This is a genomic window from Streptomyces sp. NPDC029151, from assembly GCF_055564315.1.
This window is the reverse complement of sequence record NZ_JBVHWQ010000018.1, coordinates 28,587-52,880: the sequence shown is the minus strand read 5'-3', so window position 1 is coordinate 52,880 and position 24,294 is coordinate 28,587. Positions and strand designations below refer to the sequence as shown.

At 72.9% G+C, this 24,294-nt stretch carries 22 protein-coding genes; 6 read left to right on the top strand and 16 right to left on the bottom strand.

Going from position 1 to position 24,294, the window contains the following annotated elements; translation table 11 throughout:
* Positions 1–151: 151 nt before the first annotated feature.
* Positions 152–694 (top strand): PPA1309 family protein, encoded by a 543-nt coding sequence (locus ACZ4VF_RS37120; RefSeq protein WP_467931593.1) that lies wholly within the window; start codon positions 152–154, stop codon positions 692–694.
* Between the two features lie 72 nt (positions 695–766).
* Here the strand turns inward: ACZ4VF_RS37120 and ACZ4VF_RS37115 are convergent, their stop codons facing one another.
* The 4 genes from ACZ4VF_RS37115 to ACZ4VF_RS37100 all read right to left on the bottom strand — a co-directional run bounded on the left by ACZ4VF_RS37115 (position 767) and on the right by ACZ4VF_RS37100 (position 4,039).
* Positions 767–1,864 carry a YlbL family protein gene (locus tag ACZ4VF_RS37115; RefSeq protein ID WP_467931592.1) on the bottom strand — a complete coding sequence of 366 codons (1,098 nt, stop codon included), beginning with the start codon at positions 1,862–1,864 and terminating at the stop codon, positions 767–769.
* A gap of 50 nt (positions 1,865–1,914) precedes the next feature.
* A complete protein-coding gene (locus ACZ4VF_RS37110) occupies positions 1,915–2,088 on the bottom strand; it encodes a hypothetical protein (protein WP_467931590.1) in 174 nt (57 codons plus the stop codon).
* Positions 2,089–2,324: 236 nt separating this feature from the next.
* The gene (locus ACZ4VF_RS37105) at positions 2,325–2,786 is read right to left on the bottom strand and encodes a molybdenum cofactor biosynthesis protein MoaE (protein WP_467931589.1); all 462 of its coding nucleotides are present in this window, start codon (positions 2,784–2,786) and stop codon (positions 2,325–2,327) included.
* Positions 2,787–2,899: 113 nt separating this feature from the next.
* Complete coding sequence (locus ACZ4VF_RS37100; protein WP_467931588.1) at positions 2,900–4,039, bottom strand: SDR family oxidoreductase; 1,140 nt, start codon at positions 4,037–4,039, stop codon at positions 2,900–2,902.
* Between the two features lie 191 nt (positions 4,040–4,230).
* On the opposite strand from ACZ4VF_RS37100, the gene ACZ4VF_RS37095 reads away from it, so the two are divergent.
* Entirely contained in the window at positions 4,231–5,676 is a 1,446-nt protein-coding gene (locus ACZ4VF_RS37095; RefSeq protein WP_467931586.1) for a zinc-dependent metalloprotease, read from the top strand.
* A complete protein-coding gene (locus ACZ4VF_RS37090; RefSeq protein ID WP_467931585.1) occupies positions 5,673–6,194 on the top strand; it encodes an NUDIX hydrolase in 522 nt (173 codons plus the stop codon). The genes ACZ4VF_RS37095 and ACZ4VF_RS37090 overlap by 4 nt, the downstream gene beginning before the upstream one ends.
* Positions 6,195–6,434: 240 nt before the next feature.
* On the opposite strand, the gene ACZ4VF_RS37085 is transcribed toward ACZ4VF_RS37090, so the two are convergent.
* The 4 genes from ACZ4VF_RS37085 to ACZ4VF_RS37070 form a co-directional block, all read right to left on the bottom strand.
* Entirely contained in the window at positions 6,435–7,190 is a 756-nt protein-coding gene (locus ACZ4VF_RS37085; RefSeq protein WP_467931584.1) for an AIM24 family protein, read from the bottom strand.
* A 17-nt stretch (positions 7,191–7,207) separates the two neighbouring features.
* On the bottom strand, positions 7,208–7,888 hold the full coding sequence (locus ACZ4VF_RS37080; RefSeq protein WP_189302159.1) for an AIM24 family protein: 681 nt from the start codon (positions 7,886–7,888) through the stop codon (positions 7,208–7,210).
* A 12-nt stretch (positions 7,889–7,900) separates the two neighbouring features.
* The gene (locus ACZ4VF_RS37075; RefSeq protein WP_467931582.1) at positions 7,901–9,580 is read right to left on the bottom strand and encodes a TerD family protein; all 1,680 of its coding nucleotides are present in this window, start codon (positions 9,578–9,580) and stop codon (positions 7,901–7,903) included.
* Positions 9,581–9,715: 135 nt separating this feature from the next.
* Complete coding sequence (locus ACZ4VF_RS37070) at positions 9,716–10,321, bottom strand: M48 metallopeptidase family protein (protein ID WP_467931581.1); 606 nt, start codon at positions 10,319–10,321, stop codon at positions 9,716–9,718.
* A gap of 317 nt (positions 10,322–10,638) precedes the next feature.
* Between ACZ4VF_RS37070 and ACZ4VF_RS37065 the strand changes: the two genes are divergently transcribed.
* Together ACZ4VF_RS37065 and ACZ4VF_RS37060 are read left to right on the top strand one after the other, a co-directional pair.
* Complete coding sequence (locus ACZ4VF_RS37065; protein ID WP_467931580.1) at positions 10,639–11,853, top strand: TOMM precursor leader peptide-binding protein; 1,215 nt, start codon at positions 10,639–10,641, stop codon at positions 11,851–11,853.
* Positions 11,846–13,219 carry an ABC1 kinase family protein gene (locus ACZ4VF_RS37060; RefSeq protein ID WP_467931578.1) on the top strand — a complete coding sequence of 458 codons (1,374 nt, stop codon included), beginning with the start codon at positions 11,846–11,848 and terminating at the stop codon, positions 13,217–13,219. The genes ACZ4VF_RS37065 and ACZ4VF_RS37060 overlap by 8 nt, the downstream gene beginning before the upstream one ends.
* Before the next feature lie 122 nt (positions 13,220–13,341).
* Here the strand turns inward: ACZ4VF_RS37060 and ACZ4VF_RS37055 are convergent, their stop codons facing one another.
* From ACZ4VF_RS37055 to ACZ4VF_RS37035, 5 genes are all read right to left on the bottom strand, one after another.
* Positions 13,342–13,560 carry a hypothetical protein gene (locus tag ACZ4VF_RS37055; RefSeq protein WP_467931577.1) on the bottom strand — a complete coding sequence of 73 codons (219 nt, stop codon included), beginning with the start codon at positions 13,558–13,560 and terminating at the stop codon, positions 13,342–13,344.
* Between the two features lie 139 nt (positions 13,561–13,699).
* On the bottom strand, positions 13,700–14,023 hold the full coding sequence (locus ACZ4VF_RS37050) for a hypothetical protein (RefSeq protein ID WP_467931576.1): 324 nt from the start codon (positions 14,021–14,023) through the stop codon (positions 13,700–13,702).
* The gene (locus ACZ4VF_RS37045; RefSeq protein WP_467931575.1) at positions 14,020–14,388 is read right to left on the bottom strand and encodes a WhiB family transcriptional regulator; all 369 of its coding nucleotides are present in this window, start codon (positions 14,386–14,388) and stop codon (positions 14,020–14,022) included. Before ACZ4VF_RS37045 ends, ACZ4VF_RS37050 begins: the two co-directional genes overlap by 4 nt.
* A 170-nt stretch (positions 14,389–14,558) precedes the next feature.
* The gene (locus tag ACZ4VF_RS37040; RefSeq protein WP_467931573.1) at positions 14,559–14,882 is read right to left on the bottom strand and encodes a hypothetical protein; all 324 of its coding nucleotides are present in this window, start codon (positions 14,880–14,882) and stop codon (positions 14,559–14,561) included.
* 163 nt (positions 14,883–15,045) lie between these two features.
* A complete protein-coding gene (locus ACZ4VF_RS37035; RefSeq protein ID WP_467931572.1) occupies positions 15,046–17,367 on the bottom strand; it encodes an ATP-dependent DNA helicase UvrD2 in 2,322 nt (773 codons plus the stop codon).
* Positions 17,368–17,489: 122 nt separating this feature from the next.
* On the opposite strand from ACZ4VF_RS37035, the gene ACZ4VF_RS37030 reads away from it, so the two are divergent.
* Positions 17,490–17,732, top strand: a complete 243-nt coding sequence (locus tag ACZ4VF_RS37030) for a mycoredoxin (RefSeq protein WP_030338954.1) — start codon at positions 17,490–17,492, stop codon at positions 17,730–17,732.
* 119 nt (positions 17,733–17,851) lie between these two features.
* On the opposite strand, the gene nudC is transcribed toward ACZ4VF_RS37030, so the two are convergent.
* The 3 genes from nudC to ACZ4VF_RS37015 all read right to left on the bottom strand — a co-directional run bounded on the left by nudC (position 17,852) and on the right by ACZ4VF_RS37015 (position 24,118).
* Entirely contained in the window at positions 17,852–18,796 is a 945-nt protein-coding gene (nudC, locus tag ACZ4VF_RS37025) for an NAD(+) diphosphatase (RefSeq protein WP_467931570.1), read from the bottom strand.
* Between the two features lie 154 nt (positions 18,797–18,950).
* Complete coding sequence (locus tag ACZ4VF_RS37020; protein ID WP_467931569.1) at positions 18,951–20,354, bottom strand: dipeptidase; 1,404 nt, start codon at positions 20,352–20,354, stop codon at positions 18,951–18,953.
* A 53-nt stretch (positions 20,355–20,407) separates the two neighbouring features.
* A complete protein-coding gene (locus ACZ4VF_RS37015) occupies positions 20,408–24,118 on the bottom strand; it encodes an ATP-dependent helicase (RefSeq protein WP_467931568.1) in 3,711 nt (1,236 codons plus the stop codon).
* Positions 24,119–24,294: the final 176 nt, after the last annotated feature.

Genomic DNA, 24,294 nt, shown 5'->3' with positions numbered 1-24,294 from the left:
GTGCGCACCTCGAAGTTCGCTGTCGATCCGTCAGGCCCTCGGGTTCGCGGGCCCGCCGTGGCCCCCCGTGATCGCGGGCCCACACTTATGCAACTTACTCACGGTTTACTCGGTTCCCGATTCCGGCCGGGAACGAGGCAGGATTGTGACCATGTCCAACACTCCCATGGCAGCGAGCCCGCTCACCCGGGCCGTACTCGAGATCGACGAGTACGTCTCCGGCCTCGGCTGGGACCAGCCCGCTCGCCTCTTCGCCCTCGTAGACACCGCACGGCTGCGGACTCAGGAACCCGCTCTCGCGGCCCAGCTGGGCCTGGAGGACGAGTCCGAGACCGCCGGTCTCACCCCGATCGAGCAGGACGAGATCCCGTCCGGCAAGCCCCTCGACGAGTTCCTCGGCACCATCGCCTGGCCCGACGCCGTGGTCGGCTGCGCGCTCTCCGTGGAGCGCCTGATGCTGCCGCCGTCCGCCGAGGCGCAGGTCCCGCAGGGTCTGAGCGAGGCCAAGCTGACCAAGTGGGTGGCGGAGCACCCCGAGCGCCAGGAGGTCCGGATGACGGTGGCGGTGCTGCGCGACGGCGGCCGCGAGTCGGCGCTGCGGCTGCGCGAGAAGGACTCCCCGACGGAGGTCCTGACCGGCCCGGACCTGGTGCCGGGTCTGGCGGAGGCGCTGGCGGCGACGTTCGCCGACTGAGGTCCTCTTCCGGTACGGCGACGGGGGCGCCCCTGGTGGTCAGGGAGCGCCCCCGGCCGTGTCACCGTCCGCTCAGCCCTTGGTGGTGCACTTCGGCAGGGCGGCCGTGTCACCGCCGCGGATGTCCTTCAGCGCGTCGAGGGCGTCGCCGATGGTCTTGACCCGGACCAGGGTGAGCCCGTCCGGGGTGTCCTTGGCGGCCGCCGCGCAGTTGTCGGCGGGCGTCAGGAAGTACCGGGCGCCCTTGCCGCGCGCGCCGACGGTCTTCATCTCGATGCCGCCGATGGGGCCGACCGTGCCGTTGTCGTCGATGGTGCCGGTGCCGGCGACGAAGCTGCCGCCGGTGAGGTCGCCGGGGGTGAGCTTGTCGTAGATGCCGAGGGCGAACATCAGGCCGGCGCTCGGCCCGCCGACGTCGGCGAGCTTGATGTCGATGGTGAACGGGAAGGTGTGGTCGGTCCCGGCGGAGATGCCGACGATGGCCCGCTTGGCCCCGGTGTCGTCGGAGGTCGCGGTCGTGATCGTGACGTCCTGCGTGCGGGTGGCCGGCTTGTGGGTCTTCTCGGCGGTCTCCTGGTCCTTGGCGGGGACGACGGTGAAGACGACCTTCTGCCCGGGCTTGCGCTTGGTCACCAGCTTGGCGACGTCGGCCGGCTGCTTGACCGCCGTGCCGTCGACGGCCTTGATCACATCGCCGGCGTGCAGCCTGCCCTCGGCCGGGGAGCCCTTGACGACCGTGGAGACGATCACCCAGGACTTCACCGGGACGCCCAGTTCCTTCAGGGCGGCGACCTTGGCGCTCTCCTGGGACTGGCTGAACTCCTCGGCGTTCTCCTGGGTGGACTGCTCCTCCGTCTTGCCGTCCGGGTAGAGCGTGTCGTGCGGGACGATCTTGCTGTCGTGGGCGAGCCAGCCGTAGACGGCCTCGACGAGGTTCATCCGGTAGTCGGCGCTGGTGACCCGGACGGTGGTCATGTTCAGATGACCGGACGCCGGATAGGTCTTGTGCCCGGAGATCTGCAGCACCGGCTCGCCGTCGTGGTCCCCGAGCGTGTTCACGGTCGGGCCGGGGGACATCTCCGCGTACGGCACGGGGATGAGCACTCCCGCGCACAGGAGCGCGATCAGCATCAGGGTCGAGGCGAGCATCGTCGCGGTGCGGCGTGGCATGCCTCGACAGTACGGGACGCCTCTGTCAGCGCACCGTCAGGGCACCCCGGTCACGCGCCGCGCGCGCCCGGGTGCGACTTCTCCATGGCTTCCCGGAACCGGGCGTATCCGTCCAGCTCAGGACCATCACTGCGGGCCTTGCGGGTCCGATTGGCCCAACTGCCCCACAGCCCGCCGCCGATCGCAGCCACAAGCGGGATCAGCAGCCAGACAAGCACCCCCATGCCGACCTCCCGTACGCCGTGAGCGTCCGCAACTGACTGATCAGCAGATTAACCATCCGCACGGACAACGCTCACGCCAGGGGGGCGGTTACGCAACCGGAGTGCACGGTTGGCGCAATGTGACCGGAGGTGCGGCGGAGACGACGAGGGCGGTGGGGCCGGAGACGGCCGGAGACGGCCGGAGACGGCCGGAGGTGCGGCCGGGACCGGCGGGATCCGGCCGGCCGCGGCCGGGGTCAGCAGGCGCCGACCCACTCCTCCGTGCCGTCCGAGAACTTCTGGTGCTTCCAGATGGGCACCTCGTGCTTGAGGTCGTCGATCAGCTTGCGGCAGGCGTCGAACGCCTCCCCGCGGTGCGGGCAGGCCACGGCGACGACGACGGCGAGATCCCCCACCCGCAGGTCCCCCACCCGGTGCACGGCGGCCAGTGCCCGCACGGGGAAGCCGGCGACGACCTTCTCGGCGATCCGCCGCATCTCGGCCTCGGCGCTGGGGTGGCACGAGTACCCGAGCGCGTCCACGTCGGCGCCCCCGTCGTGGTTGCGCACGGTGCCCACGAACAGCGCGACACCTCCGGCCGCGTCGTCCCCGACGGCCCGGAACACCTCGTCCACGGAGAGCGGCGTCTCGCGGATGGCGATCAGCCTGATGGGATCCTGAGCGGCCTGCTCACCCGGGTGGTCGTTCGTGTGTGCCATGCGTCCATCGTGCCGTACGGGTCGGACAACGCGGAATACGACGTTCGCCCGTCACGCGCGCGGGGCGCTTTGGAGGCTCGTACAGCGTCCGTGGCTCGTACGGCGCCCGTGGCTCACACGCGCCGTCGGACCTTGCGGGCCCGCCGCACGACCGCGGCCGCGCCCAGCAGGGCGACCGTGGCGCCCGCTGCACCGGCCGCCGTCGCGTCCTTGCGCCCGAGCCTCCGCCCGGCCACCGTGTGCCGCCCGGCGACCTCCTCCAGCAGCTCGGCGAGCACCTCCTCGTTGGTCCACTTCGGCCGCCACCCCGCGTCGTGCAGCCGGCTGCCGCTGACCACCCAGGGGTACATCGTGTAGGCGAGGTCGCCCGCCGGGGACGGGGTGAGCCCGATCCGGTGCAGCCGGGCCGCCGCGCCGAGCGCGACCGCCGACGGCAGCTCCATGCGCCGGATCCCGCTCAGCTCCTCGACCTCCTCCTGCTCCAGCCAGCCGTCGCAGCCGACGGCCAGCTCCCCGTCGACCTTCTCCAGGACGGCGTACTCCAGGGCGCTGCACAGGTCCTCGACATGGCAGAACTGCCACACGGGCCGCGAACCGGCCACGACGAGCAGCCGCGGCGACTCGAAGTACCTGGTCAGCGCGGTGTCGGTGCCGCCGACCAGGACGGCCGGACGGACCACGGTGACGTTGAGCCCCGGGTGCGCGCGCGGCGCGCGGCGCGCCAGCCGTTCGATCTCCAGCAGGTCCCCGACCCCGGTCGCCTCGGCGGTCGCGCGCAGCTCGGCGTCCTCCGACAGGGGCAGCTCGTTGTCGGGCAGCGCGCCGTAGACCATCGCCGAGGTGCACAGCACCACGCGGTGCACCCCGGCCGCCGCGGCGGCGGTCAGGACGGTCTGGGTCCCCCGGACGTTGTAAGCGGTGCGCGCCGCCGGGTCGGTCTCCAGGTCCAGGTCGAGCGCGAGGTGGACGACCACGTCGGCGCCCCGCAGCTTGTCCGCGATGGCGGGGTCGCGTACGTCGAGGATGTGCCACTCGGCGTCGGCGCACTCGCCGCGGCGCTCGTCGATGGCGAGGACCTGCTTGATCTCCTCGGAGGCGGCGAGCCGCTCGGTGAGCAGCGCGCCGACCCCGGTGGCGGCGCCGGTCACCGCGACGACGGGCCCGCGTGCGGCCGTCGTCGAGGGGCGGTGGTCGGGCGACGGGCGGGCTGAGGGGTTTCGCGCTGCGCGAACCTGCGGATCTGGGGAACTCACCGGGCGTCTCCAGCGGTTGTCTTCAGTACGGGCGCGAGTGACGCGTGCGTACCAGGTGCATCCATCCTGCCGCAGGCCTTCCGCAGGCGAAGCACCGAGGCCCGATCGGGCCAGGGTGTCTACGCTGGGTGGTGTTGTCGGGCAGCCGCGCCGCCGGAGGATACCGGTGGCCTTACCAGCCGAGGAATCCCGTGAGTGACACCCCATTCGGTTTCGGCCTTCCGCCGGAGGAGCCGGAAGACGGCGACGAGGGCAAGAAGAAGGACCAGCAGAGCGGTGGTGAGCAGGGACCGGCCAATCCGTTCGGTTTCGGCGGCCTGCCCGGAGCCGGCGGCTTCGGCGGTCCCGGCGCCGACAACCCGCTCGCTGCCATGTTCGGTTCCCTGAACCCCACCGACCTGGGCGCCGCGTTCCAGCAGCTGGGCCAGATGCTCTCGTACGAGGGCGGCCCGGTGAACTGGGACATGGCCAAGCAGATCGCCCGCCAGACGGTCGCCCAGGGCACGTCGGACGGCACGAAGGACGCCAGTGTCGGCCCGGCCGAGCGCCGGGCGGTGGAGGAGGCCGTGCGCCTGGCCGACCTGTGGCTGGACGACGTGACGTCCCTGCCGTCGGGTTCCGCCTCGGCTGTGGCCTGGTCCCGCGCGGAGTGGGTCGAGGCGACCCTGCCGGCCTGGCAGGAGCTGGTCGACCCGGTCGCCGAGCGGGTCGGCGCGGCCATGGGTGACGTCCTGCCGGAGGAGATGCAGGCCATGGCGGGCCCGCTGATCGGCATGATGCGCTCGATGGGCGGCGCGATGTTCGGCACGCAGATCGGGCAGGCCGTGGGCGTGCTGGCGGGCGAGGTCGTCGGTTCGACCGACATCGGCCTGCCGTTGGGCCCCGCGGGCCGGGCCGCGCTGCTCCCGGTCAACGTGGAGGCGTTCGGCAAGGACCTGAGCGTGCCGCAGGAGGAGGTGCGGCTGTACCTGGCCCTGCGGGAGGCGGCCCACCAGCGGCTCTTCGCGCACGTGCCGTGGCTGCGCTCGCACCTGTTCGGTGCGGTCGACGGCTACGCGCGCGGGATCAAGGTCGACACCGCCAAGCTGGAGGACGTGGTCGGCCAGTTCGACCCGCAGAACCCGGAGCAGCTGCAGGACGCGCTCCAGCAGGGCATGTTCCAGCCGGAGGACACGCCCGAGCAGAAGGCGGCCCTGGCCCGTCTGGAGACGGCTCTGGCGCTCGTGGAGGGCTGGGTGGACGCGGTGGTGCACGCCGCCGCGAAGCCGCGTCTGGGGTCGGCCGACGCCCTGCGCGAGACGCTGCGCCGGCGTCGCGCGACCGGCGGTCCGGCGGAGCAGACGTTCGCCACGCTGATCGGTCTGGAGCTGCGCCCGCGCCGGCTGCGCGACGCCTCCCGGCTGTGGGCCTCGCTCACGGACGCGCGCGGCATCGACGGCCGGGACGGCCTGTGGGCCCACCCGGACATGCTGCCGACCGCGACCGACCTGGACGACCCGGACGGCTTCGTCCACCGCGAGCAGCTGGACTTCTCCGAGCTGGACAAGATGCTCGGCGAGGCGGCGGGCGGCGCCCACGGCAAGCCGGACCTGCGCAAGAAGGACGACGGCGAGACCGGGGACGACGACACCGAGTGAGCCTGTACGACGACGCGGTCCTCGTCCTGAAGGGGTACGAGGACCAGGGAGAGCTGCGCCAGGCCTACCTGGACCATCTGGCGGCCCACCCGGACGGGATGTGCAAGGCCTGTCACGCGGGCCATGTCACGGCCAGCGCCCTGGTGATCGATCCCGGGCGCGGCCGGGTGCTGCTCACGCTGCACCGGAAGCTGCGGATGTGGCTGCAGATGGGCGGTCACTGCGAGCCGGGCGACCCGACGCTGGCGGCGGCGGCCCTGCGCGAGGCGACGGAGGAGTCCGGGATCGCGGGGCTGACGCTGCTGCCCGGCGGCCCGGTGCGGCTGGACCGGCATCCGATCCCGGCGCCGTGCCACTGTCACTTCGACGTCCAGTACGCGGTCCTGGCCCCGCCCGGCGCGGTGCACGAGATCAGCGACGAGTCGCTCGACCTGCGCTGGTTCGCCTACGACGAGGTGGCCGACGTCGCCGACGAGTCGGTGGCACGTCTGCTGGAGGCGACCCTCGCCAGGCTCTGACCGGGTGAGGGCCGGCCGCACGTGACCTCGGCCGCGCCGGGCGTCGCTCCTGACGACACCTGGCCGCCCGTGCCCGCCGCCGACCGCCCGGGCGGGCGCGGGTGGACGGCGCGGGCGGGCGCGGGTGGACGCCGAGGATCGCGGGTGCACTCGGACGATCGCGGGTGCAGTCCGACGTGCGCGGATGCGTCGCGGGCGGGCGCGGGGCGTCGCGGGCGGGCGCCCCGCCTCTCCGGCGGCTCAGCTCCAGACGTTGCCCTGGTTCTGGCCGCGGGCGCCCTGCTGGCCCATGCCGAACTGGGCGGCGAGGCCCTGCCCGACCACGGCGTTCTGCGGCGGCAGCAGCTCGCTGGGCTGCACGAGCGCGAACCCGGTGCCCATGAAGCTCAGCTCCCAGCCCTCTCCGGTGTTGCCGCGCCGCCGCCACACGCCGGAGGAGTGCGTCTGGGCCTGCATCTGCACGCGCAGCCCGGTGGACCAGGCCACGATCGCGTCGGCGTCGCAGTTGACGTACCGGTCGGGCGTGACCTGCATCAGCAGCGGGGCGCCCGAGGTCATCAGGGCGACCTTGCCGCGTCCGGTGATGTTGAGCTGGTACTTCCCCGAGCCGGAGATGCCGTAGAGGCTGTCGACGGCGATGACCTCGTGGTGCAGCGAGGAGTCCATGGCGAGGACGTAGGAACTGTCGACGGTCAGCCCGTCCTGCTCGACGTCCATGATGTGCACGTGCTGGGCGAGGTTGGCGAGGTAGACCGTGCCCTGGCCGTGACAGCGCATCAGGTCCAGGCCCTCGCCGGTGCGGGCACGGGCGTGGGCCTGGTTGTTGCTGCGGTACTCGGCGTCGAACTCGACGAGGCCCTGGTAGGCGACCATCGTGCCCTTGCGGGCGAGGAGGTCGTCGTGGCCCTCCAGGGTGATCCGGAGCATCTGCTTGTTCTGCAGGCTCCAGCGTTCCCGGGTCTGGAGGTCGTTGTGCGCGAAAAGCGGGCTCTGCATGGTGTTCTGGCTCCCCCTCAGCCCCGGATCCGGAGGCGGTCGGTGCTGTCCTCGCTGGGCTGGACGACGACGATGCCCTGGCCGGAGAAGGCCATCTGGTAGGCCTCGCCGCTGCCCCGGCCGATCAGCGACTGGGCCTTGAAGCTGCGCTTGCCCTTCACCTTCAGGTTCGGCGACCAGGCGACGAGCGCGTCGGGGTCGACGTACGTCTCGTCCTCGCCGCCGCCGCAGTCCACGACGATCGGCTTGCCCCGGGAGGTCAGCGCGACCCAGCCCTGCCCGGAGATCCGCGTGTTCCACAGGCCCTGCCCGGCGAACTTCGCGAGCCCCTTCACGCGCTCCACGCCCCAGGTCAGGTGCGCGTCGAAGGCGAGCAGGTTGGTGGCGTTGACGGAGATGCCGTCGCCGTTGAGGTTGATCACGACGACGTCGGCGCCGTAGTCGGCGAGGTAGAGCAGGCCGTCGCCGGTGCACTTCATCAGCGGGGCGCCCTCGCCGGTGACCCAGTCGCGGGCGATCTGCCGGACGGCGGGCGGGTTGGGCTCGTACTGGATGAAGCCCTCGTAGGCGACCATCGAGCCCACGCGCGCGAGGAGGTCGTTCCCGGTCTGCAGGGCGACCTTCAGCATGTGGCTGCCGTGGTTCTCCATGCGGGCGGTGACGGGTGCGGGGGCGTGGCCCGCGAGCGGCTGGTTCATGACGGGCTCCCCTTAGACCTCGTACGGCTGGACGACGATGAAGTTGCCGGGCGCGCCCCGGAACTGGAGGTTGACGCTCTCGCCGGTGTCGCCCGGGTAGGCGTTGCGGCGCATGCGGACCTGGCTGGAGACGATCACCTGGGAGGCGGCCGACCAGGCGACGACGGCGTTGCAGTCCGCGAAGGTGGTCGGCGTGACCGGCAGTACCACGGGCGTGCCGTGCGTCTTGACGACGATCGTGCCGGTGCCCTGGAACTGCATGGTGAACAGCGCGCCGCCCGGGATGCCGTGGCCCTCGATGCGGCGGACCTCGTACTGCAGGCTCTCGTCGAAGGCGAGGACGTTCTCGGCGGAGACGCAGATCGCGTCGCCCTGCAGCTCCACCGGGTGCAGGTGGGTGGAGTTCTCGGCGAGGAACACCTGGCCCTGGCCGGTGCAGCGCATCAGCTGCATCTCCTGGCCGGTGGCGTTGCCCACGACCCGGCCCATGAAGCCGGCGCCCTTGTAGCTGAAGTCGACCTTGCCCTGGTAGAGCACCATGCTGCCCTGCCGGGCCAGCACGGGCCGGCCGCCGATGCCGAGGTCGACGCGGACCAGCTTCTTGTTCTGCTGCGTCCAGCGCTGGCCGGTCGGCGTCTCCTTGAACGCCTGGAGCCCGGCCGCCACCCCGGCACCGCCCTGGGGCGCGCCCTGCGGCACTCCGTAGGGGGCGGTCTGCTGTCCGGGGACCTGCCCGTAGCCCGGGGGCATGGGCGGGGCCGGCCGGTCGCCGCCGTAGGGGGGCTGCTGCTGGTCGTAGCCCGGAAGCAGCGGCGCGCCGGGCCCACCGCCGTAGGAGGGCTGCTGGCCGTAGGGCGCGGGAGCCGGGGCGGGGGCGGCCGGCGGCGGGACGCTGCCGGCGGGCGGGGTCATGGGCGCGATGATCGTCGGCGCACCGTGCACGCCCGGCGCGGGGGCCGGGGCGGGGGGCGCGGGCGCGGTGTGGCCGGGCGGAGGCGTGTGGCCGGGGGGCGGGGCGAAGCCCTGCGGCGCCGGGGCGGGGGCGGGCTGCGGCGCGGACGGGGCGCCGAACGCGGGCGGCGGCGTCGTCTGGGCGGGCGGGGCGAAACCGGGGACCGCGCCGGGCTGCTGCTGGGGCTGCTGCGGGGCGGCGGGCGTCTCCTCCTCGGCCACCTCACCGCCGAAGTTCTTCAGCAGCGCCTCCAGGCCGCCGTCGAAGCCCTGGCCGACGGCGGCGAACCGCCATCCGTCCTTGAAGTAGAAGTCACCGAGCATCACGGCACGCTCGGTCGAGAACTCCGCTCCCGAGAAGGAGTACCGCGCGACCTCCTCGCCGCCCGCCACGATGCGCAGGTAGCCGGGAGCGATCTGCGACATCTGGCCGGCGCCGTCGATGGTCGCCGTGAAGGACAGCTTGCGGATGTGCGAGGGGATCCGGTCGAGCGTGACCCGGAACGACTCCGTGTCACCCGCCTGGGCACCCAGCAGCTGGACGGACTCCTCCGGGGACTTCGGCTGGTTGAAGAAGACGAAGTACCGGTCGTCCGAGAGACGCTCGTCGGCGTCCAGACCGAAGCAGCTGATGTCGAAGGTCAGTCCGGGTGCGGCGATCTGCACGCCTACGTACAGATCCGTGCCCGCCGTGAGGTCACTGATCCTGGCCTTGTGGCCGCGTTGGAATTCCCTGGCCATGCGTTACGACCGTCCCCCATCCCGAATGTGAGTGCGTCGCGCCAGGCTAACGGCAAAGACCGGCATCGGCCCCGGAGGGTGGCCGTCGGTACAGACCCGGTACCAAACCGCACCCGGCCGCTCACATCGGGACGCTCAGGCCTCCCGCTCGTCCCGCGCTCCCGGCACGTGCGGCAGCCGTGCGGCGGCGACCACCCCTTCCAGGTAGCCACGGGCCCGCTCGGTGCGCGGGTAGGCCTCCAGCAGCCGCCAGAAGTCGGGGCCGTGGCCGGGCACCAGCAGATGCGCCAGCTCGTGGCAGAGCACGTAGTCGATGACGTACTCGGGCATTCCCTGCAACCGGTGCGAGAGCCGGATGCTGCCCTCGGCCGGGGTGCACGAACCCCAGCGGGTGTTCTGGTTGGTGACCCAGCGCACGGAGGCGGGCCGGGCCCGGCCGTCGAAGTACTGGGCCGACAGCCGCTCGGCCCGCCCGGTCAGCTCGGCGTCGCCCAGCACCCGCCTGCTCTCCTGGGCGGCGAGTTTGTCGAGCATCACGGTGACCCAGCGCTGCTCCTCCGCCTTCGACATCCGGGCGGGGATCAGTACGACGGTGCGATCGCCCTCGCGGTACGCGGAGACCGTCCGGCGGCGCCGGGCACTCCTGCGGACCTCGATCGCGCTCGCCGCCGAGCCGCCGGGCGGCTGGCTCGTCGTGCTGCGCTGTGGTTCACCGGCGCGGTGCAGTGGGTCGGCGGGCACGCCCCGACGTTACCCGGTGGGCAAGGGCAAAGTCCCGGCTGCCGGACGGCCGGCCGCCGATACCCCGCCATGTGTTTGATTCGTACGACCGACCCGCTTACCCGATTTACCCCCTTTCATCCCGATTCACCGGTACGACAAACCACCCTCGTCTGTGGATAACTCCCGACACCGGTCGCGCCGGGCGGGCATGCTGACAGACACCGGCGAAGCACGACCCGCTCCGCCGGCGCATCCTTCGCGGACGCACGCGGCACATCCGCACAGACTCACGCGACACATCCACGGACCACGTCCACGGATACAGGGGGGCAGTCATGCATCCGGTGGTGAAGCCCGCGCTACGGCGCGGCTGGCGGGACCGCAACACCGTGCAGTTCGGGATGACCCCGGCGCACGCCGTGACACTGGGCCCGGTGGACACCGCGACCGGGAGCTTCCTCGACCTGCTCGACGGCACCCGCGGGCTGCCGCTGCTGCGCGAGGAGGGCCGACGCGCGGACGTGCCGGCCCGCCATGTCGACGCGCTGGTGCAGCGGCTGGCCCGCGCGGGCCTCGTCGACGACGCGCGCGGCGGCGGACCGGCCGCGGACGCGCTGCGGGAGAAGACGGACGTCCTCGAACGGCTGCGCCCCGACCTCGCCTCACTCTCCCTGGTCACGCCCGAGCCGGGCGGCGCCACGGCCCGGCTCGCGGCCCGGCGCGCGCTGCGGGTGCGGGTCCGGGGAGCGGGCCGGGTCGGCGCCCTGCTGGCGTCGGTCCTGTCGGGCGCCGGCGTCGGAGAGGTCGACGTGCGCGACGTGGGCCGCGTCGAGCCATGGGACGTGGCGCCGGGCGGGCTGCCCGCCGGCTCCCTCGGCGACCGCCGGGACGCGGCGGCGCGGGCCGCCGTCCGCCGCGCGGCACCGGACCGGCCACCCCGCCACGCCCACTCCCCCGGATCCGGCGCCGAGGACCCCGGCCTCTCCCTGGTGATCTTCGCGCCCCGCGACGACGTCGCCGTGCACGCCCCGGACCCGTTCACCGCCGAGCCCCTCCTGGCCACCGGCACGCCCCATCTGTACGCCGGTGTCGTGGAGGGCACCGGCGTCGTCGGCCCCCTCGTGCTGCCCGGCGAGTCCGGCTGCGCCGGCTGTCTGCACCAGGACCGCACGGACCGGGACCCGGCCTGGCCCCGACTGGTCGCCCAGTGGCGTTCCGGCCGGGCCCGCCGGGTCGGAGCCTGCGACCTGACCCTGTCCACGGCCGTGGCGGGACTGGCGGCGGCACACGCCCTGGCCTTCCTCGACGGAGAGACGCCCTCCAGCACCGGCGCCCGCTGGGAGGTGTCCCTGCCCGCTCTGACCTGGCGCTCCCGGCCGGTCCCGGCCCATCCTGGCTGCGGCTGCGGGGCCGCGGAGAGAGGTAAACGGGAGCGCCCCTCAACCACGGGGGATCCGCGCGCGACAATGGCGGTGCAACGGCCGTCGGCGCGGTGGCGACACACAGCGGGCGCGGCACGGCCGACTGGGAACTGGAGGGCGCATGTCTGATCTTCCCCGGAAGGCGGTCACCCGTACCGCCAAGCTCGCCGCGCTCCCGCTCGGCTTCGCCGGCCGGGCGACCTGGGGGCTGGGCAAGCGGATCGTGGGCGAGTCCGCGGAGATCGTCGGCCGCGAGCTGCAACAGCGCACCGCCGAGCAACTCTTCAAGGTGCTCGGCGAGCTGAAGGGCGGCGCGATGAAGTTCGGGCAGGCGCTGTCCGTCTTCGAGTCGGCGCTGCCGGAGGAGATCGCCGGCCCCTACCGCGCGGCCCTGACCAAGCTGCAGGACGCGGCCCCGCCGATGCCGACCCGCACCGTGCACACGGTCCTGGAGGAGCGGCTGGGACCGGACTGGCGCGAGCTGTTCGAGGAGTTCGAGGACAAGCCGGCCGCCGCGGCCTCGATCGGCCAGGTGCACCGGGCGGTGTGGCACGACGGCCGTGAGGTCGCGGTCAAGGTGCAGTACCCGGGCGCCGGCGAGGCCCTGCTCTCCGACCTCGGCCAACTGAGCCGCTTCGCCCGGCTGTTGGGCCCGCTCATCCCGGGCATGGACATCAAGCCGCTGATCACCGAGCTGCGGGACCGGGTCTCCGAGGAACTGGACTACGGCCTGGAGGCCCAGGCCCAGGCCGCACACGCGGAGGAGTTCGCGGACGATCCCGACGTGGTCGTCCCCGCCGTGGTGCACCAGTGCGAGCAGGTCCTGGTGACCGAGTGGATCGACGGCATCCCGCTGTCCGAGATCATCGCGGACGGCACCCGGGAGCAGCGCGACCGGGCCGGTCAGCTCCTGGCCCGCTTCCTCTTCTCGGGCCCGGCCCGCACCGGCCTGCTGCACGCCGACCCGCACCCGGGGAACTTCCGCCTGCTGCCCGGCGGACCGGCCGGTGAGGACGACTGGCGCCTGGGGGTCCTGGACTTCGGCACGGTCGACCGGCTCCCCGGCGGCCTGCCGGCCCCGATCGGCGTCTCCCTGCGGATGACGCTGGACGGCGAGGCCGAGACGGTCTACGAACTGCTCTGCGAAGAGGGCTTCGTCAAGGAGAACATCGAGCTGGAGCCGGACGCCGTCCTGGACTACCTGCTGCCGATCATCGAGCCGGCCCGGGTGGAGACGTTCACCTTCACCCGCTCCTGGATGCGCAGCCAGGCCGCCCGCATCGCCGACCCCCGCTCCCCCGCCTACCAGCTCGGCAAACAGCTCAACCTGCCCCCGGCCTACCTCCTGATACACCGGGTGACGCTGAGCACCATCGGCGTTCTGTGCCAGCTGGGCGCCCACGTACGCCTCCGCGAGGAACTGGAGGAATGGCTCCCGGGCTTCCTGCCGGACGCCTCCGAGGACACCGACACGGAGGAGCCGGCGGGGGCGTGATCGGGGCTGCCTGCGCGGGGTGAGTGTGAGGGTGGGGGGAGGGGGTGGGGGCCGGGGGGGAGGGGCCCCCACCGCAGCCTTCCCCTCTTCGGTCGGTCAGTCGGCCGGCCGTCCCGAGACCCTCACCACCAGGGCGAGTCCAGGCGTCCCTCGATCGCGCGGAGGTTCTCGCGGGCGCAGGTGCAGCAGAAGTAGTGGCGGACGCCGTTCTCCACGGAGCAGGTCCAGGTGGCCGGCCGGGGGCCGTCGGCGGTGGTGCCGCAGCGGTCGCACACGGGGGGATGGGGCTGGGGCTCCGGGGTGGAGCCGCCCTGGTCGGTTTCACAGGGAGGACTCGTCACCCGGTGACGATAACTCCGGAACCGGCCGAGCGCCCTGTGATACGGCACCGCGGGGGCCGGTCCGTTCGGCCGGACCGGCCCCCGCGGGGAGGCTTCGCCTCCCGGGTCCGGGAGGCCACCGCTGTTCGGGTGTTGTTCCTTACTGCATGACCGCCATGGCGAGCGCGCGGCGGGCACGGAGCGAGGCCCGCTCGGCCCGGCGCTGCATGCGCTGGGCTACCGCCAGGCGCATAGCCCGGCGTTCGTGCACCGCTTCATGGAGTCGCTCGTGCATATGCGCACGAGCGAGGGCTTCTTGCATGAGTTGCATCTCTCGGTTCCTGTTCTGACGCGCTTCGGTCGCGCCGGTGGTGGTGAAGTCTGAGGTCGCGGAGCCGGCGGGCTCGCTGGTGGACGGCTTCATCGGGGCCTGCTTCTTGGGGTCGTGCGTGAGGGGGCGGTCGATCGTTCCTGCGGTGTTCATGCTGTGACCGGGTTCTTGCGCGGGCGGCCACGCGGCCGCTTCCGGGCGACGACGACACCCTGGACGAACAGCTCGCCACCCCAGACGCCCCAGGGCTCACGTCGCTCCTTGGCGCCGGCGAGGCAGGCCTCGACCAGCGGGCAGGTGCGGCAGAGGGACTTGGCGTACTCGACGTCCGCGGGCGACTCGGCGAAGAAGACCTCCGGGTCGTAGGAGCGGCAGGGAACGGGTACGCCCAGGTTCTCGATGGCGTCGTCGAGCGCGGTGAGCGCGGTGAGGGGGGTCAAGGCGGAGTCCTCCGTGAGGCCGGGCGGGGGGATCGTTTGCGAAGGCGGTATGGACGGGGCGTGCGCTTCGAGTTGCACGATGTTTCTTCCTCGTCTGGTCGTTCCGGCCGGTTGACCGGGTGTCGGCTTGGTACCGGGTTCCTTGTCCCGAGGCCCCTTCGCTCCGTCGTCCCCGTTCGGGGAAAACAGAAGGGCCGCGGATCCCGGGTGGGGTTCCGCGGCCCTGAAGGCGCCGGCCTGATCGACGATCAGGCTGGATCACTCCAGGGTTCTGGCCCACGGAAGGCCCACATCAGGTGGTGGTGCGTCGTCTGCTTCCGGAATCCGGCACCGGCCGCCGCAAAGGCATAGGCGTGTGCCTGTGCCGCTACCGCTTCCAGTGCCTTGGTCGGTCGCTCATTGCGCTCACGGGTGGGAAGACCCGCGAGGGCAGGAGAGGACGCCGGACGCACGGCACGGATGCCGGACAGACCGGTGCCCTGGTTCGAGGCGCCGAGCATGCACGTGGAGACGGCCGAGCGATCGGTCAGTTTGGCCGTGCTGACGGTGGTGCTGATGTTGATGCTGATCACTGGACTCGCCTCCTCTCGGCGTCTCTGGGACTGGGGTGAGCCAGTCCGTTCGGATATGCAAGTACAACACGGAACCGCGCCTTCGAGAAGGCCGCTGCTTCCGTGCCTAGAACCTATGGGGATTGCCGGGGCATGCGCAAACTATTTTTTCGACGAGTTCGCATCAGTCGTTCCCGTCGTCTGCGCCGGGTTGTTGACCTGCGCAGATGGCCAGAACGTCGGCTCCGTAGCTGCGCAGCTTGCGGCTGAGGACGCCGGGGATGCGGGCCAGTTCGGCGGAAGTCTCGGGGCAGGCCTCGGCGATGGCCATGAGCGTTCGGTCGGTGAAGACGCAGAAGTCCGGCTGGCCGCTGCGCTCGGCCTGGACGGCCCGCCAGTCCCGGAGCCGTTCGTAGAGTCCTTCGTCCATGTCCGAGGGGCAGTCCTCGCAGCGCATCAGCTTCATCTCGCCCGCGTCGGTGAGCGTGCGGCCACAGACCCGGCAGCGGGCCGGGGTGCGCTGGGCGCGCCGGGGGGCCGCGGCGACTCTCGCGGTGATCCCGTGTTCGACGCCTCCGCCCGTGCCGGCTCCGGTGCGGCCGGCGGTGGGGGTGGTGCCGGGGCGCAGCCCGTCGAGGAAGCGGCTCGGCCGCCGGTTGGGGCGTCCGCCGGGTGAGCGGGACAGGGCCCAGGAGAGGTGGAGGCGTTCCCGCGCGCGGGTGACGCCGACGTAGAGGAGGCGGCGTTCCTCCTCGATCTGTTCGTCGGTGCGGGCGTAGGTGATGGGCAGCATGCCCTCGGCGACGCCGACGAGGAAGACGACGTCCCACTCCAGGCCTTTGGCGGCGTGCAGGGAGGCGAGGGTGACGCCCTGGACGGTGGGGGCGTGCTGGGCGTTGGCCCGCTCGTCGAGTTCGGCCACGAAGTCGGCGAGGGTGGCGGTGGGCCGGGTGGCGGCGATGTCGTGGGCGAGGCTGACCAGCGCGGCCAGGGATTCCCAGCGTTCTCTGACGGCGCCGGATCCGGCGGGGGGTGCGCTGGTCCAGCCTTCGCCGGAGAGGACGGCGCGGACCTGGGAGGGCAGGTCGACGGCTTCGTCGAGGAGGGAGTCGTTGCCGCCGAAGCGGGCGGCGCCGCGCAGGGCGGTGCCGGCCTTGCGGATCTCGGGCCGGTCGAAGAAGCGTTCGGCGCCGCGCAGCTGGTAGGGGACGCCGGCGTCGGCGAGGGCCTGCTCGTAGGTCTCGGACTGGGAGTTCGTACGGAACAGGACGGCGATCTCGGCGGCGGGGACGCCGGCGTCGATCAGCTCGCGGATGCGGCGGGCGGCGCCTTCGGCCTCGGCGGGCTCGTCGGTGTACTCGGTGTAGACGGGTTCGGGGCCCGGGGGGCGCTGGGAGACGAGTTCGAGCCGATGGTCGGCGGCGCGGCCGCGGGCCTGGGCGAGCAGGCCGTTGGCGAGGCGGACCACCTGGGGGGTGGAGCGGTAGTCGCGGACCAGTTTGACGACGGTGGCTCCGGGGTGGCGGAGGCGGAAGTCGAGGAGGTGGTCGGGGGTTGCTCCTGTGAACGAGTAGATGGTCTGGCTGGCGTCGCCGACGACGCACAGGGTGTCGCGGTCGCCGAGCCAGAGGTCCAGTAGTCGCTGCTGCAGGGGGCTGACGTCCTGGTACTCGTCCACGACGAAGTGCTGGTACTGGGTGCGGACCTGTTCGGCGATGTCGTGCCGGTCCTGGAGGATGGCGACGGTGAGCAGCAGGACGTCTTCGAAGTCGATGACCGAGCGGTCGCGCTTGAGGTCCTCGTAGGCCGCGTAGAGGTGGGCGATCTCGGCCGGGTCGCGGGGGACCTCGCGGCCGGCCTTCGCGGCAGCGTAGGGGTAGTCGGCGGGGACGGTCTGGGTGACCTTGGACCATTCGATCTCGGCGGTCACGTCCCGCAGCTCGTTGCGGTCGAGTCGGGTGCCGAGGGCGGCGGCCGCGTCGGCGACGAGTTGGATCTTGCGGTCGACGATCCGGGGCAGGGAGCCACCGATCGCTTTCGGCCAGAAGTACTGGAGCTGGCGCAGGGCCGCGGAGTGGAAGGTGCGGGCCTGGACGCCGTGGGCGCCGAGCTGGCGCAGCCGGCCGCGCATCTCTCCGGCGGCGCGGTTGGTGAAGGTGACGGCGAGCACGCTGGACGCGGGGAGGATGCCGGCTCGCACTCCGTAGGCGATGCGGTGGGTGATCGCCCGGGTCTTGCCGGTGCCCGCTCCGGCCAGGACGCACACCGGGCCGTGCAGGGAGGTGGCGACCTCGCGCTGCTCGGGGTCGAGCCCTTCGAGCACCGCGTCGGCCGTGTCCGGTGCCTGCGGGAAGAGAGGGGAGTGCGTTGCTGCTGTCACACCGCCATGCTGCCAGGTCGGTCGGGACGGCTGCGCCGGTTGTCCACAGGCGGGGGCTCGCAGTCGTACTAATGCGGCCGGTGTCACACGCGAGGGGCCCGTGTTACTCCTGTGGGGGACATCCATGCCCGGGGACCGGCGGCCCGGGGTCGCTCGGGCGGAGGGACACCCCTGCCGGGAATGGCGGGCCGGTCGCTTACGTTCTCCTCCTGGACGACCTTTTCCGAGCTGCCTGAGGAGCGCGAGAGATGCAGGGCACTGTGACGATGTACAGCACGACTTGGTGCGGCTACTGCCGGCGGCTGAAGAGCCAGATGGACCGGGAGGGCATCGCCTACACCGAGATCAACATCGAGCAGGACCCCGAGTCCGCCGCTTTCGTGGAGAAGGCGAACGGCGGCAACCAGACCGTCCCGACCGTGCTCTTCGCGGACGGCTCCACGCTGACGAACCCGTCGCTGGCCCAGGTCAAGCAGAAGCTCGCCGCGTAGGCCCGAGCTGCGCCGGACGGCGGCTCCCGAGCCCGGAAGGGCCCAGGGGCCGCCGTTCGCTGTTTCCCGGCGTCTTGTGTCCCGGCGTCGTGTCCCCCGTCCCGGACGGGGGCTGCTCGTCAGACGAAGCTGCGGGTCGGCAGCGGCTTGCCGTACCACATCTCGATCAGCCGGGCCGCGATGGAGATGCCGTAGGGCGGCAGCACCTCGCCGGACTCGAAGGCCGCGTGCAGTTCCTCGCGGGAGAACCAGCGGGCCTCGTGGATCTCGTCGCCGTCGACCTCGATCTCGGTGGAGGTGGCGCGGGCCATGAAGCCGAGCATCAGGCTGGACGGGAAGGGCCAGGGCTGGCTGGCGACGTACTCGACCTGGCCGACGGTGACCCCGGCCTCCTCGGACACCTCGCGGCGCACCGCCTGCTCGATGGACTCTCCCGGCTCGACGAATCCGGCGAGCGTGGAGAAGCGGCCCTCGGGCCAGTGGACCTGGCGGCCGAGCAGGATGCGGTCGTCCTCGTCGGTGACCGCCATGATCACGGCCGGGTCGGTGCGGGGGTAGTGCTCGGCGCCGCAGGCCGGGCAGCGGCGGATGTGGCCGGCCGCGGCGATGACGGTGCGCTCGCCGCAGCGGGAGCAGAAGCGGTGGGTGCGCTGCCAGTTCTCCAGGCCGACCGCGTGGACCATGAGTCCGGCGTCGCGCGGGGACAGCAGCAGGCCGGCCTCGCGCAGTCCCGCCGGGCGTGCGGACTGGTCGATGCGGCCGGGCAGCGAGTCCTTCTGGAGCGCGAAGTAGCTGACGCCCTCCTCGTCGATGCCGAGGAAGTAGCGGTGCGCCTCGGTGAGGGGGGCCTCGAAGGACGGCGTCATGACGAGTTCGGTCCGGCCGTCGGGGGTCTCGTCGATCAGTACCTGGCCGCCGGAGACCACGAAACAGCGGGTGGTGGGGTGGCTCCACGCCGCCGCGAGCCAGGCCTCGTCCAGCCGGTGGTGGGCGGCGCGGTCGATGCCGCTCGGGGCGGTCAGCGAGATGGGTCGGTCGGCTGTGTCGTCGGTCCAGGTGGTCACGGGTGCTTCCAACTCCCCCAGTACGGCGGTTCTTTCGGCGGGCGGTTCGGCGGGACGTGGGCGGGCGGGCACCGGGCCGGGAGCGGCCGGGGCGGTCGGGGCGGTCCATCCAGTGTGCCCCGTGCGCGGTGCCCCTCCGTACGGCGCCGACCGGTCAGAGTGCGGGACGCCAGTTCCTGGCCAGGTCACCCCACAGGTACGCGCTGGTCTCGACGCCTTTCAGCAGGAGATCCAGCTCGACCTTCTCGTTGGGTGCGTGCCAGCCGTCGGAAGGGACGGAGATGCCCAGGAAGAGGACGGGGGCGCCGAGGACCTCCTGGAGGTCGGCGGAGGGTCCGGAGCCGCCTTCCCGGGTGAAGCGGACCGGCCGCTCGAAGGCGCGGCCCATGGCGCGGACCACCGACTGGAGCGCGGGGTGGTCGAGCGGCGTCAGGCAGGGGCGGGTGGCCGAGCCGAAGTCGATCTCGTACCGGATCCCGGCGGGTACCTGCTCGGCGGCCCAGGCGCGGACGGCCTTCTCGATGTGGTCCGGGTCCTGGCCGGCGACCAGCCGGAAGGAGAGCTTCACCATCGCCGTGGAGGGGACGATCGTCTTGCTGCCGGGGCCCTGGTAGCCACCGCCTATGCCGTTGACCTCGGCGGTCGGGCGGGCCCAGATGCGCTCCAGGGTGGTGTGCCCGGCCTCGCCGTGGGTGGCGTGGGACTTCGCGGTGCGCAGCCACTGCTCCTCGTCGAAGGGCAGCTCGGCGAAGAGTTCGCGTTCGCGGTCGGTCAGCTCGACGATGCCGTCGTAGAAGCCGGGGATCGCCACGCGCGCGTGGTCGTCGTGCAGGGCGGCGACCAGGCGGGCGGCGGCGGTGGCCGGGTTGGGTACGGCGCCGCCGAAGGAACCGGAGTGGATGTCCTGGTCGGGGCCGTGGAGCCGGATCTCGCACTCGGCGAGGCCGCGCATGCCGGTGCACACGGTCGGGGTGTCCTCGGACCACATGCCGGTGTCGGAGACGATCACGGCGTCGGCGGCGAGGCGCCCGGCCCGTTCCTCGACGAGGGCCCGGAAGTGCGGGGAGCCGGATTCCTCCTCGCCCTCGATCAGCAGCTTGAGGTTGACGGCCGGTGCGGTGCGGCCGGTGGCGGCGAGGTGGGCGCGGACGCCGAGTGTGTGGAAGAACACCTGGCCCTTGTCGTCGGCGGCGCCGCGCGCGTAGAGGCGGTTTCCGCGGACGACCGGCTCGAAGGGGTCGCTGTCCCAGCCGTCCTCGCGGGCGGCGGGCTGCACGTCGTGGTGGCCGTAGACCAGGACCGTGGGTGCCTCCGGGTCGCCCGAGGGCCATTCGGCGAAGACGGCGGGGGCGCCCGGGGTCGGCCAGATCTCGGCGGTCGGGAAGCCGGTCTCCTTGAGCTTGGCGGCGAGCCAGTCGGCGCTGCGCGTGACGTCGGGCGCGTGGTCGGGCTGGGCCGACACGGAGGGGATGCGCAGCCATGCGGCGAGGTCGTCGAGGAAGGCGGCGCGGTGCTGCTCGATGTACGTGCGGACGGCGCTGTCCGGGGTCTGGCTCATGGTCCCGAGCCTATCGGCCCGCACCGACATCCTCGGCGGGCTGTTCGTCACACTCAGCTCGCCTGCCGTGTGCTCTCCGTCTCACCCGTGAGCAGCCGCTCCAGCGCGGCCCGGTCCGGGAGCGCTTCGGGGCGTACGACCTCGCCGCTGCGTACGTACAGGAAGGAGGCCGTGACCGACTCCAGGGGCACGCCCTGCTGCTCGGCCCAGGCCAGCCGGTACACGGCGAGCTGGAGCGGGTCGGCGGTGCGGGCGCGGTTGGTCTTCCAGTCGACGATCTCGTACGTCGCCGCGTCGCCGTCGCCGTGCCGGTAGACGGCGTCGATGCGGCCTCTGATGACGCGGCCGGCGAGGGTGAGCTGGAACGGGGTCTCGACCCGGTAGGGGGTGCGCCGGGCGTACTCGGTGCGTTCGAAGGCCTCCTTGAGGGCTTCCAGGTCGCGTTCGTCGGCGATCTCGGCGTCGGTTCCGGGCAGCTCGTCCGGCTCCAGCAGGGGCAGGGCCAGCTCCTCGAAGCGGGCTTCCACCCATGCGTGGAACCGGGTGCCCCGGCGCGCGGCCGGTTGCGGGGGGCGCGGCATGGGGCGCGCGAGTTCCTGCGCGAGCCCGTCCGGGTCCTCGGCGAGCCGCAGCAGCTGGGAGGCGGTGAGGGTGGCGGGCAGGGGCACGTCGGTGACGGTCCGCCGGGCGCGCAGCAGCTCTCCGGTGAGCGCGTCCAGGTCGCGGTCCCAGGAGGCGACGGTGCGGGCCTCCTCCGGGGTGAGGGAGGCAGGGGGCAGCGGCTCGGCGGGACGGGGGCGGGGACGGTCCTGCGGGGCCGAGGCCTGGTGGGGGACGTGGGGGACCTGCGCGGCCACGGGCCGCTGGACGCTCCGGGCGTCCGCGCCGGAGTCCGCGCCGGAGTGCTCGTCGTAGGGCGGGCCCGGTTCGGGCGGGAAGGCGTCGTCGGGCGGTGGGCCCTGGTCGGGCGGGGAGCCGTCGTAGGGCTCCTCGTACGGCTCATGGGCGAACGGGTCGTCGTAGGGTTCGCCGTAGGGGTCGTCGTCGGCGTACGGCTCGTCGGTGAACGGGGTGCCGTGCGGGTCGTCCCCGTACGGGTCGTCGTCCGGTGGCGCGGGCCAGTCCGGGTGTTCGTCACCGGCCGGGTCGTGCAGGGCGGGGCGGCCGGCTGCGGGCACGCCGGGGGCGGCGGGGCCGAGGGGCTCGGCGGCGAGGGTCTCCAGGTGGGTGAGGACGGTCTCGGCGGCGGCGCGGCGGCGGGCCAGGGCGGCGTCGTCCAGCGGGAGCGGCCACACCTGGTCGGCGGTGGCCGTGTGCAGGGCCGGGTTCTCCTCGTCCTCGGCGGGCTCGTCCGCCCAGACCTCGATCTCTCCGTACCCGGCGGCGCAGTGGTCGTACAGGGCCTTGAGGAAGTCGGAGGGACCCCGCGGCTTCTTCTGGCTGGGTCCCCACCAGTGGCCGGATCCGAGCAGGAGCGAGCGGGGGCGGGTGAAGGTGACGTAGCCGAGGCGCAGCTCCTCGGTGTGCTGGTGGTCCTTCATGGCCTCGTGGAAGGCCTTCATGCCGCGCGCGTCCCAGCCGTCGACGTCGGACAGGGTGTCGGTGTCACCGCGCAGGGCGTGCGGCAGCACCTTGGCCTGCGCGGTCCACTTCTCGCGGCCCTGGGCGCTGGGGAAGGTGCCGGTCACCAGTCCGGGGACCGCCACGACGTCCCATTCCAGGCCCTTGGACTTGTGCGCGGTGAGCACCTTGACGGTGTTCTCGCCGCCGGGCAGGGCGTTGTCCAGGCCCTTCTCGTACTGGGCGGCGGTGCGCAGGAAGCCGAGGAAGGCGAGCAGGGTGGCCTCGGAGTCGCTCGCGGCGAAGGAGGCGGCGACGTCCAGGAAGTTGGACAGGGTCTCGCGGCGGCGGGCGGCGAGCGCGTGCGGCGACGCCGACAGCTCGACCTCCAGGCCGGTGACGGCGAGGACGCGGTGCAGGACGTCCATCAGCGGGTCGGACAGCGAGCGGCGCAGGTCGCGCAGTTCGGCGGCGAGCCGGGCGAAGCGCACGCGCGCGTCCGGCGAGAACGGCAGCCCGTCGTCGCCGCCGTCCTCCAGGGGCGCTTCCAGGAAGGTGTCCAGGGCGTCCGCGAGGGAGATCACCTCGGCCGGGTCGACTCCCTCGACGGCGGCGGCGAGCCGGCGGTCCGGGTCGTCGGTGGCGTCCACTCGCGCGTGGGCGACGAGCAGACGGGCCCGGCGGCCGAGGAGGGCGAGGTCGCGGGGGCCGATGCGCCAGCGCGGCCCGGTCAGCAGGCGCACCAGGGCGGCGTTGGCGCCGGGGTCCTGGAGGACCTCGCAGACGGCGACGAGGTCGGCGATCTCGGGCAGGTGCAGCAGCCCGGAGAGGCCGACGACCTCGACGGGTACCTCGCGGGCGACGAGGGCGCCCTGGATCTCGGCGAAGTCGGTGGCGGTCCGGCACAGTACGGCGATCTCGCCGGGCGGGGTGCCGGTGTGCACGAGGTGGGCCAGGGAGTCGGCGATCCAGTCGATCTCCTCGGCGTGGGTGGGCAGCAGGGCACAGCGGACCGTGCCGTCGTACTCGGCGCCGGGTGCCGGGCGGAGGGCCTCCACGCCCGCGTGCAGGGCGCGCAGGGGCTCGGCGAGGCCGTTGGCGAGGTCGAGCAGGCGTCCGCCGCTGCGGCGGTTCTCGCTGAGCGCCTGCCGGGTGGCGGGCCGGCCGTCGGCGTGGCGGAAGTGGTCGGGGAAGTCGTCGAGGTTCGCGACGGAGGCGCCGCGCCAGCCGTAGATGGCCTGGCAGGGGTCGCCGACGGCGGTCACAGGGTGGCCGGTGCCGCCGCCGAAGAGGCCGGCGAGGAGGACGCGCTGGGCCACGGAGGTGTCCTGGTACTCGTCCAGGAGCACCACGCGGAACTCCTCGCGCAGCAGGCGGCCCACCTCGGGGACGCGGGCGAGGCGGGCCGACAGGGCGATCTGGTCGCCGAAGTCGAGCAGGTCCCGCCGGCGTTTGGCCGTCCGGTAGCGCTGGACGAGGTCGGCGAGTTCCCGGCGGGCGGCGGCCGTCTCGGGGACCTTGCGCAGGTCGGCGTTGGTGAGTCGGGCGCCTTCCAGGGTGCGCAGCAGGTCGGCGTCCCAGGCGCGCAGTTCCTCGGGGTCGACCAGGTGTTCGGCGAGTTCGGAGTCGAGGGTGAGCAGGTCGCTGACCAGGTCGGCGAAGGAGCGGGTCAGCGCCGGGTAGGGGCCGGGGGCCTCGCGCAGGACGCGCGCGGCGAGCTGGTAGCGGGTGGCGTCGGCCAGCAGCCGGGAGCTGGGTTCCAGGCCGATGCGCAGGCCGTGGTCGGTGAGCAGGCGGCCGGCGAAGGCGTGGTACGTCGAGATGACCGGTTCGCCGGGCGGGTTGTCCGGGTCCGGCCAGGCGGTGTCGGCGCGAGGCGCGGTCGTCGCGGGGTGGTGGCCGGGTGACGGGAGGGCTTCGGGGTCGGTGACGCCGGCCTTGACCAGTGCGGTGCGGACGCGTTCGGCCAGCTCGCCGGCGGCCTTGTTGGTGAAGGTCAGGCCCAGGACCTGTTCGGGGGCGACCTGTCCGGTGCCCACCAGCCAGACCACGCGGGCCGCCATCACGGTGGTCTTGCCCGACCCGGCTCCGGCCACGATCACCTGCGGGGCGGGCGGCGCGGTGATGCAGGCCGTCTGCTCCGGGGTGAAGGGGATGCCGAGGAGCTGCTTGAGCTGCTCGGGGTCGGTGATACGGGCGGACATGTCGAAAGAGGCTAGCGGCGGGCACTGACAGTCGAGGACGAATCGGTCGCCCGGGACGGAAGAACCGCAGGTCAGCGCGCGAGGTGCCGTACGTCACCCCCGACGCGGGCAGCTCCCCCGGCCCACTGGCCGCACCCGGACCTTCGGATTCCGGGACCGGCGCGGCTCACCGCGGC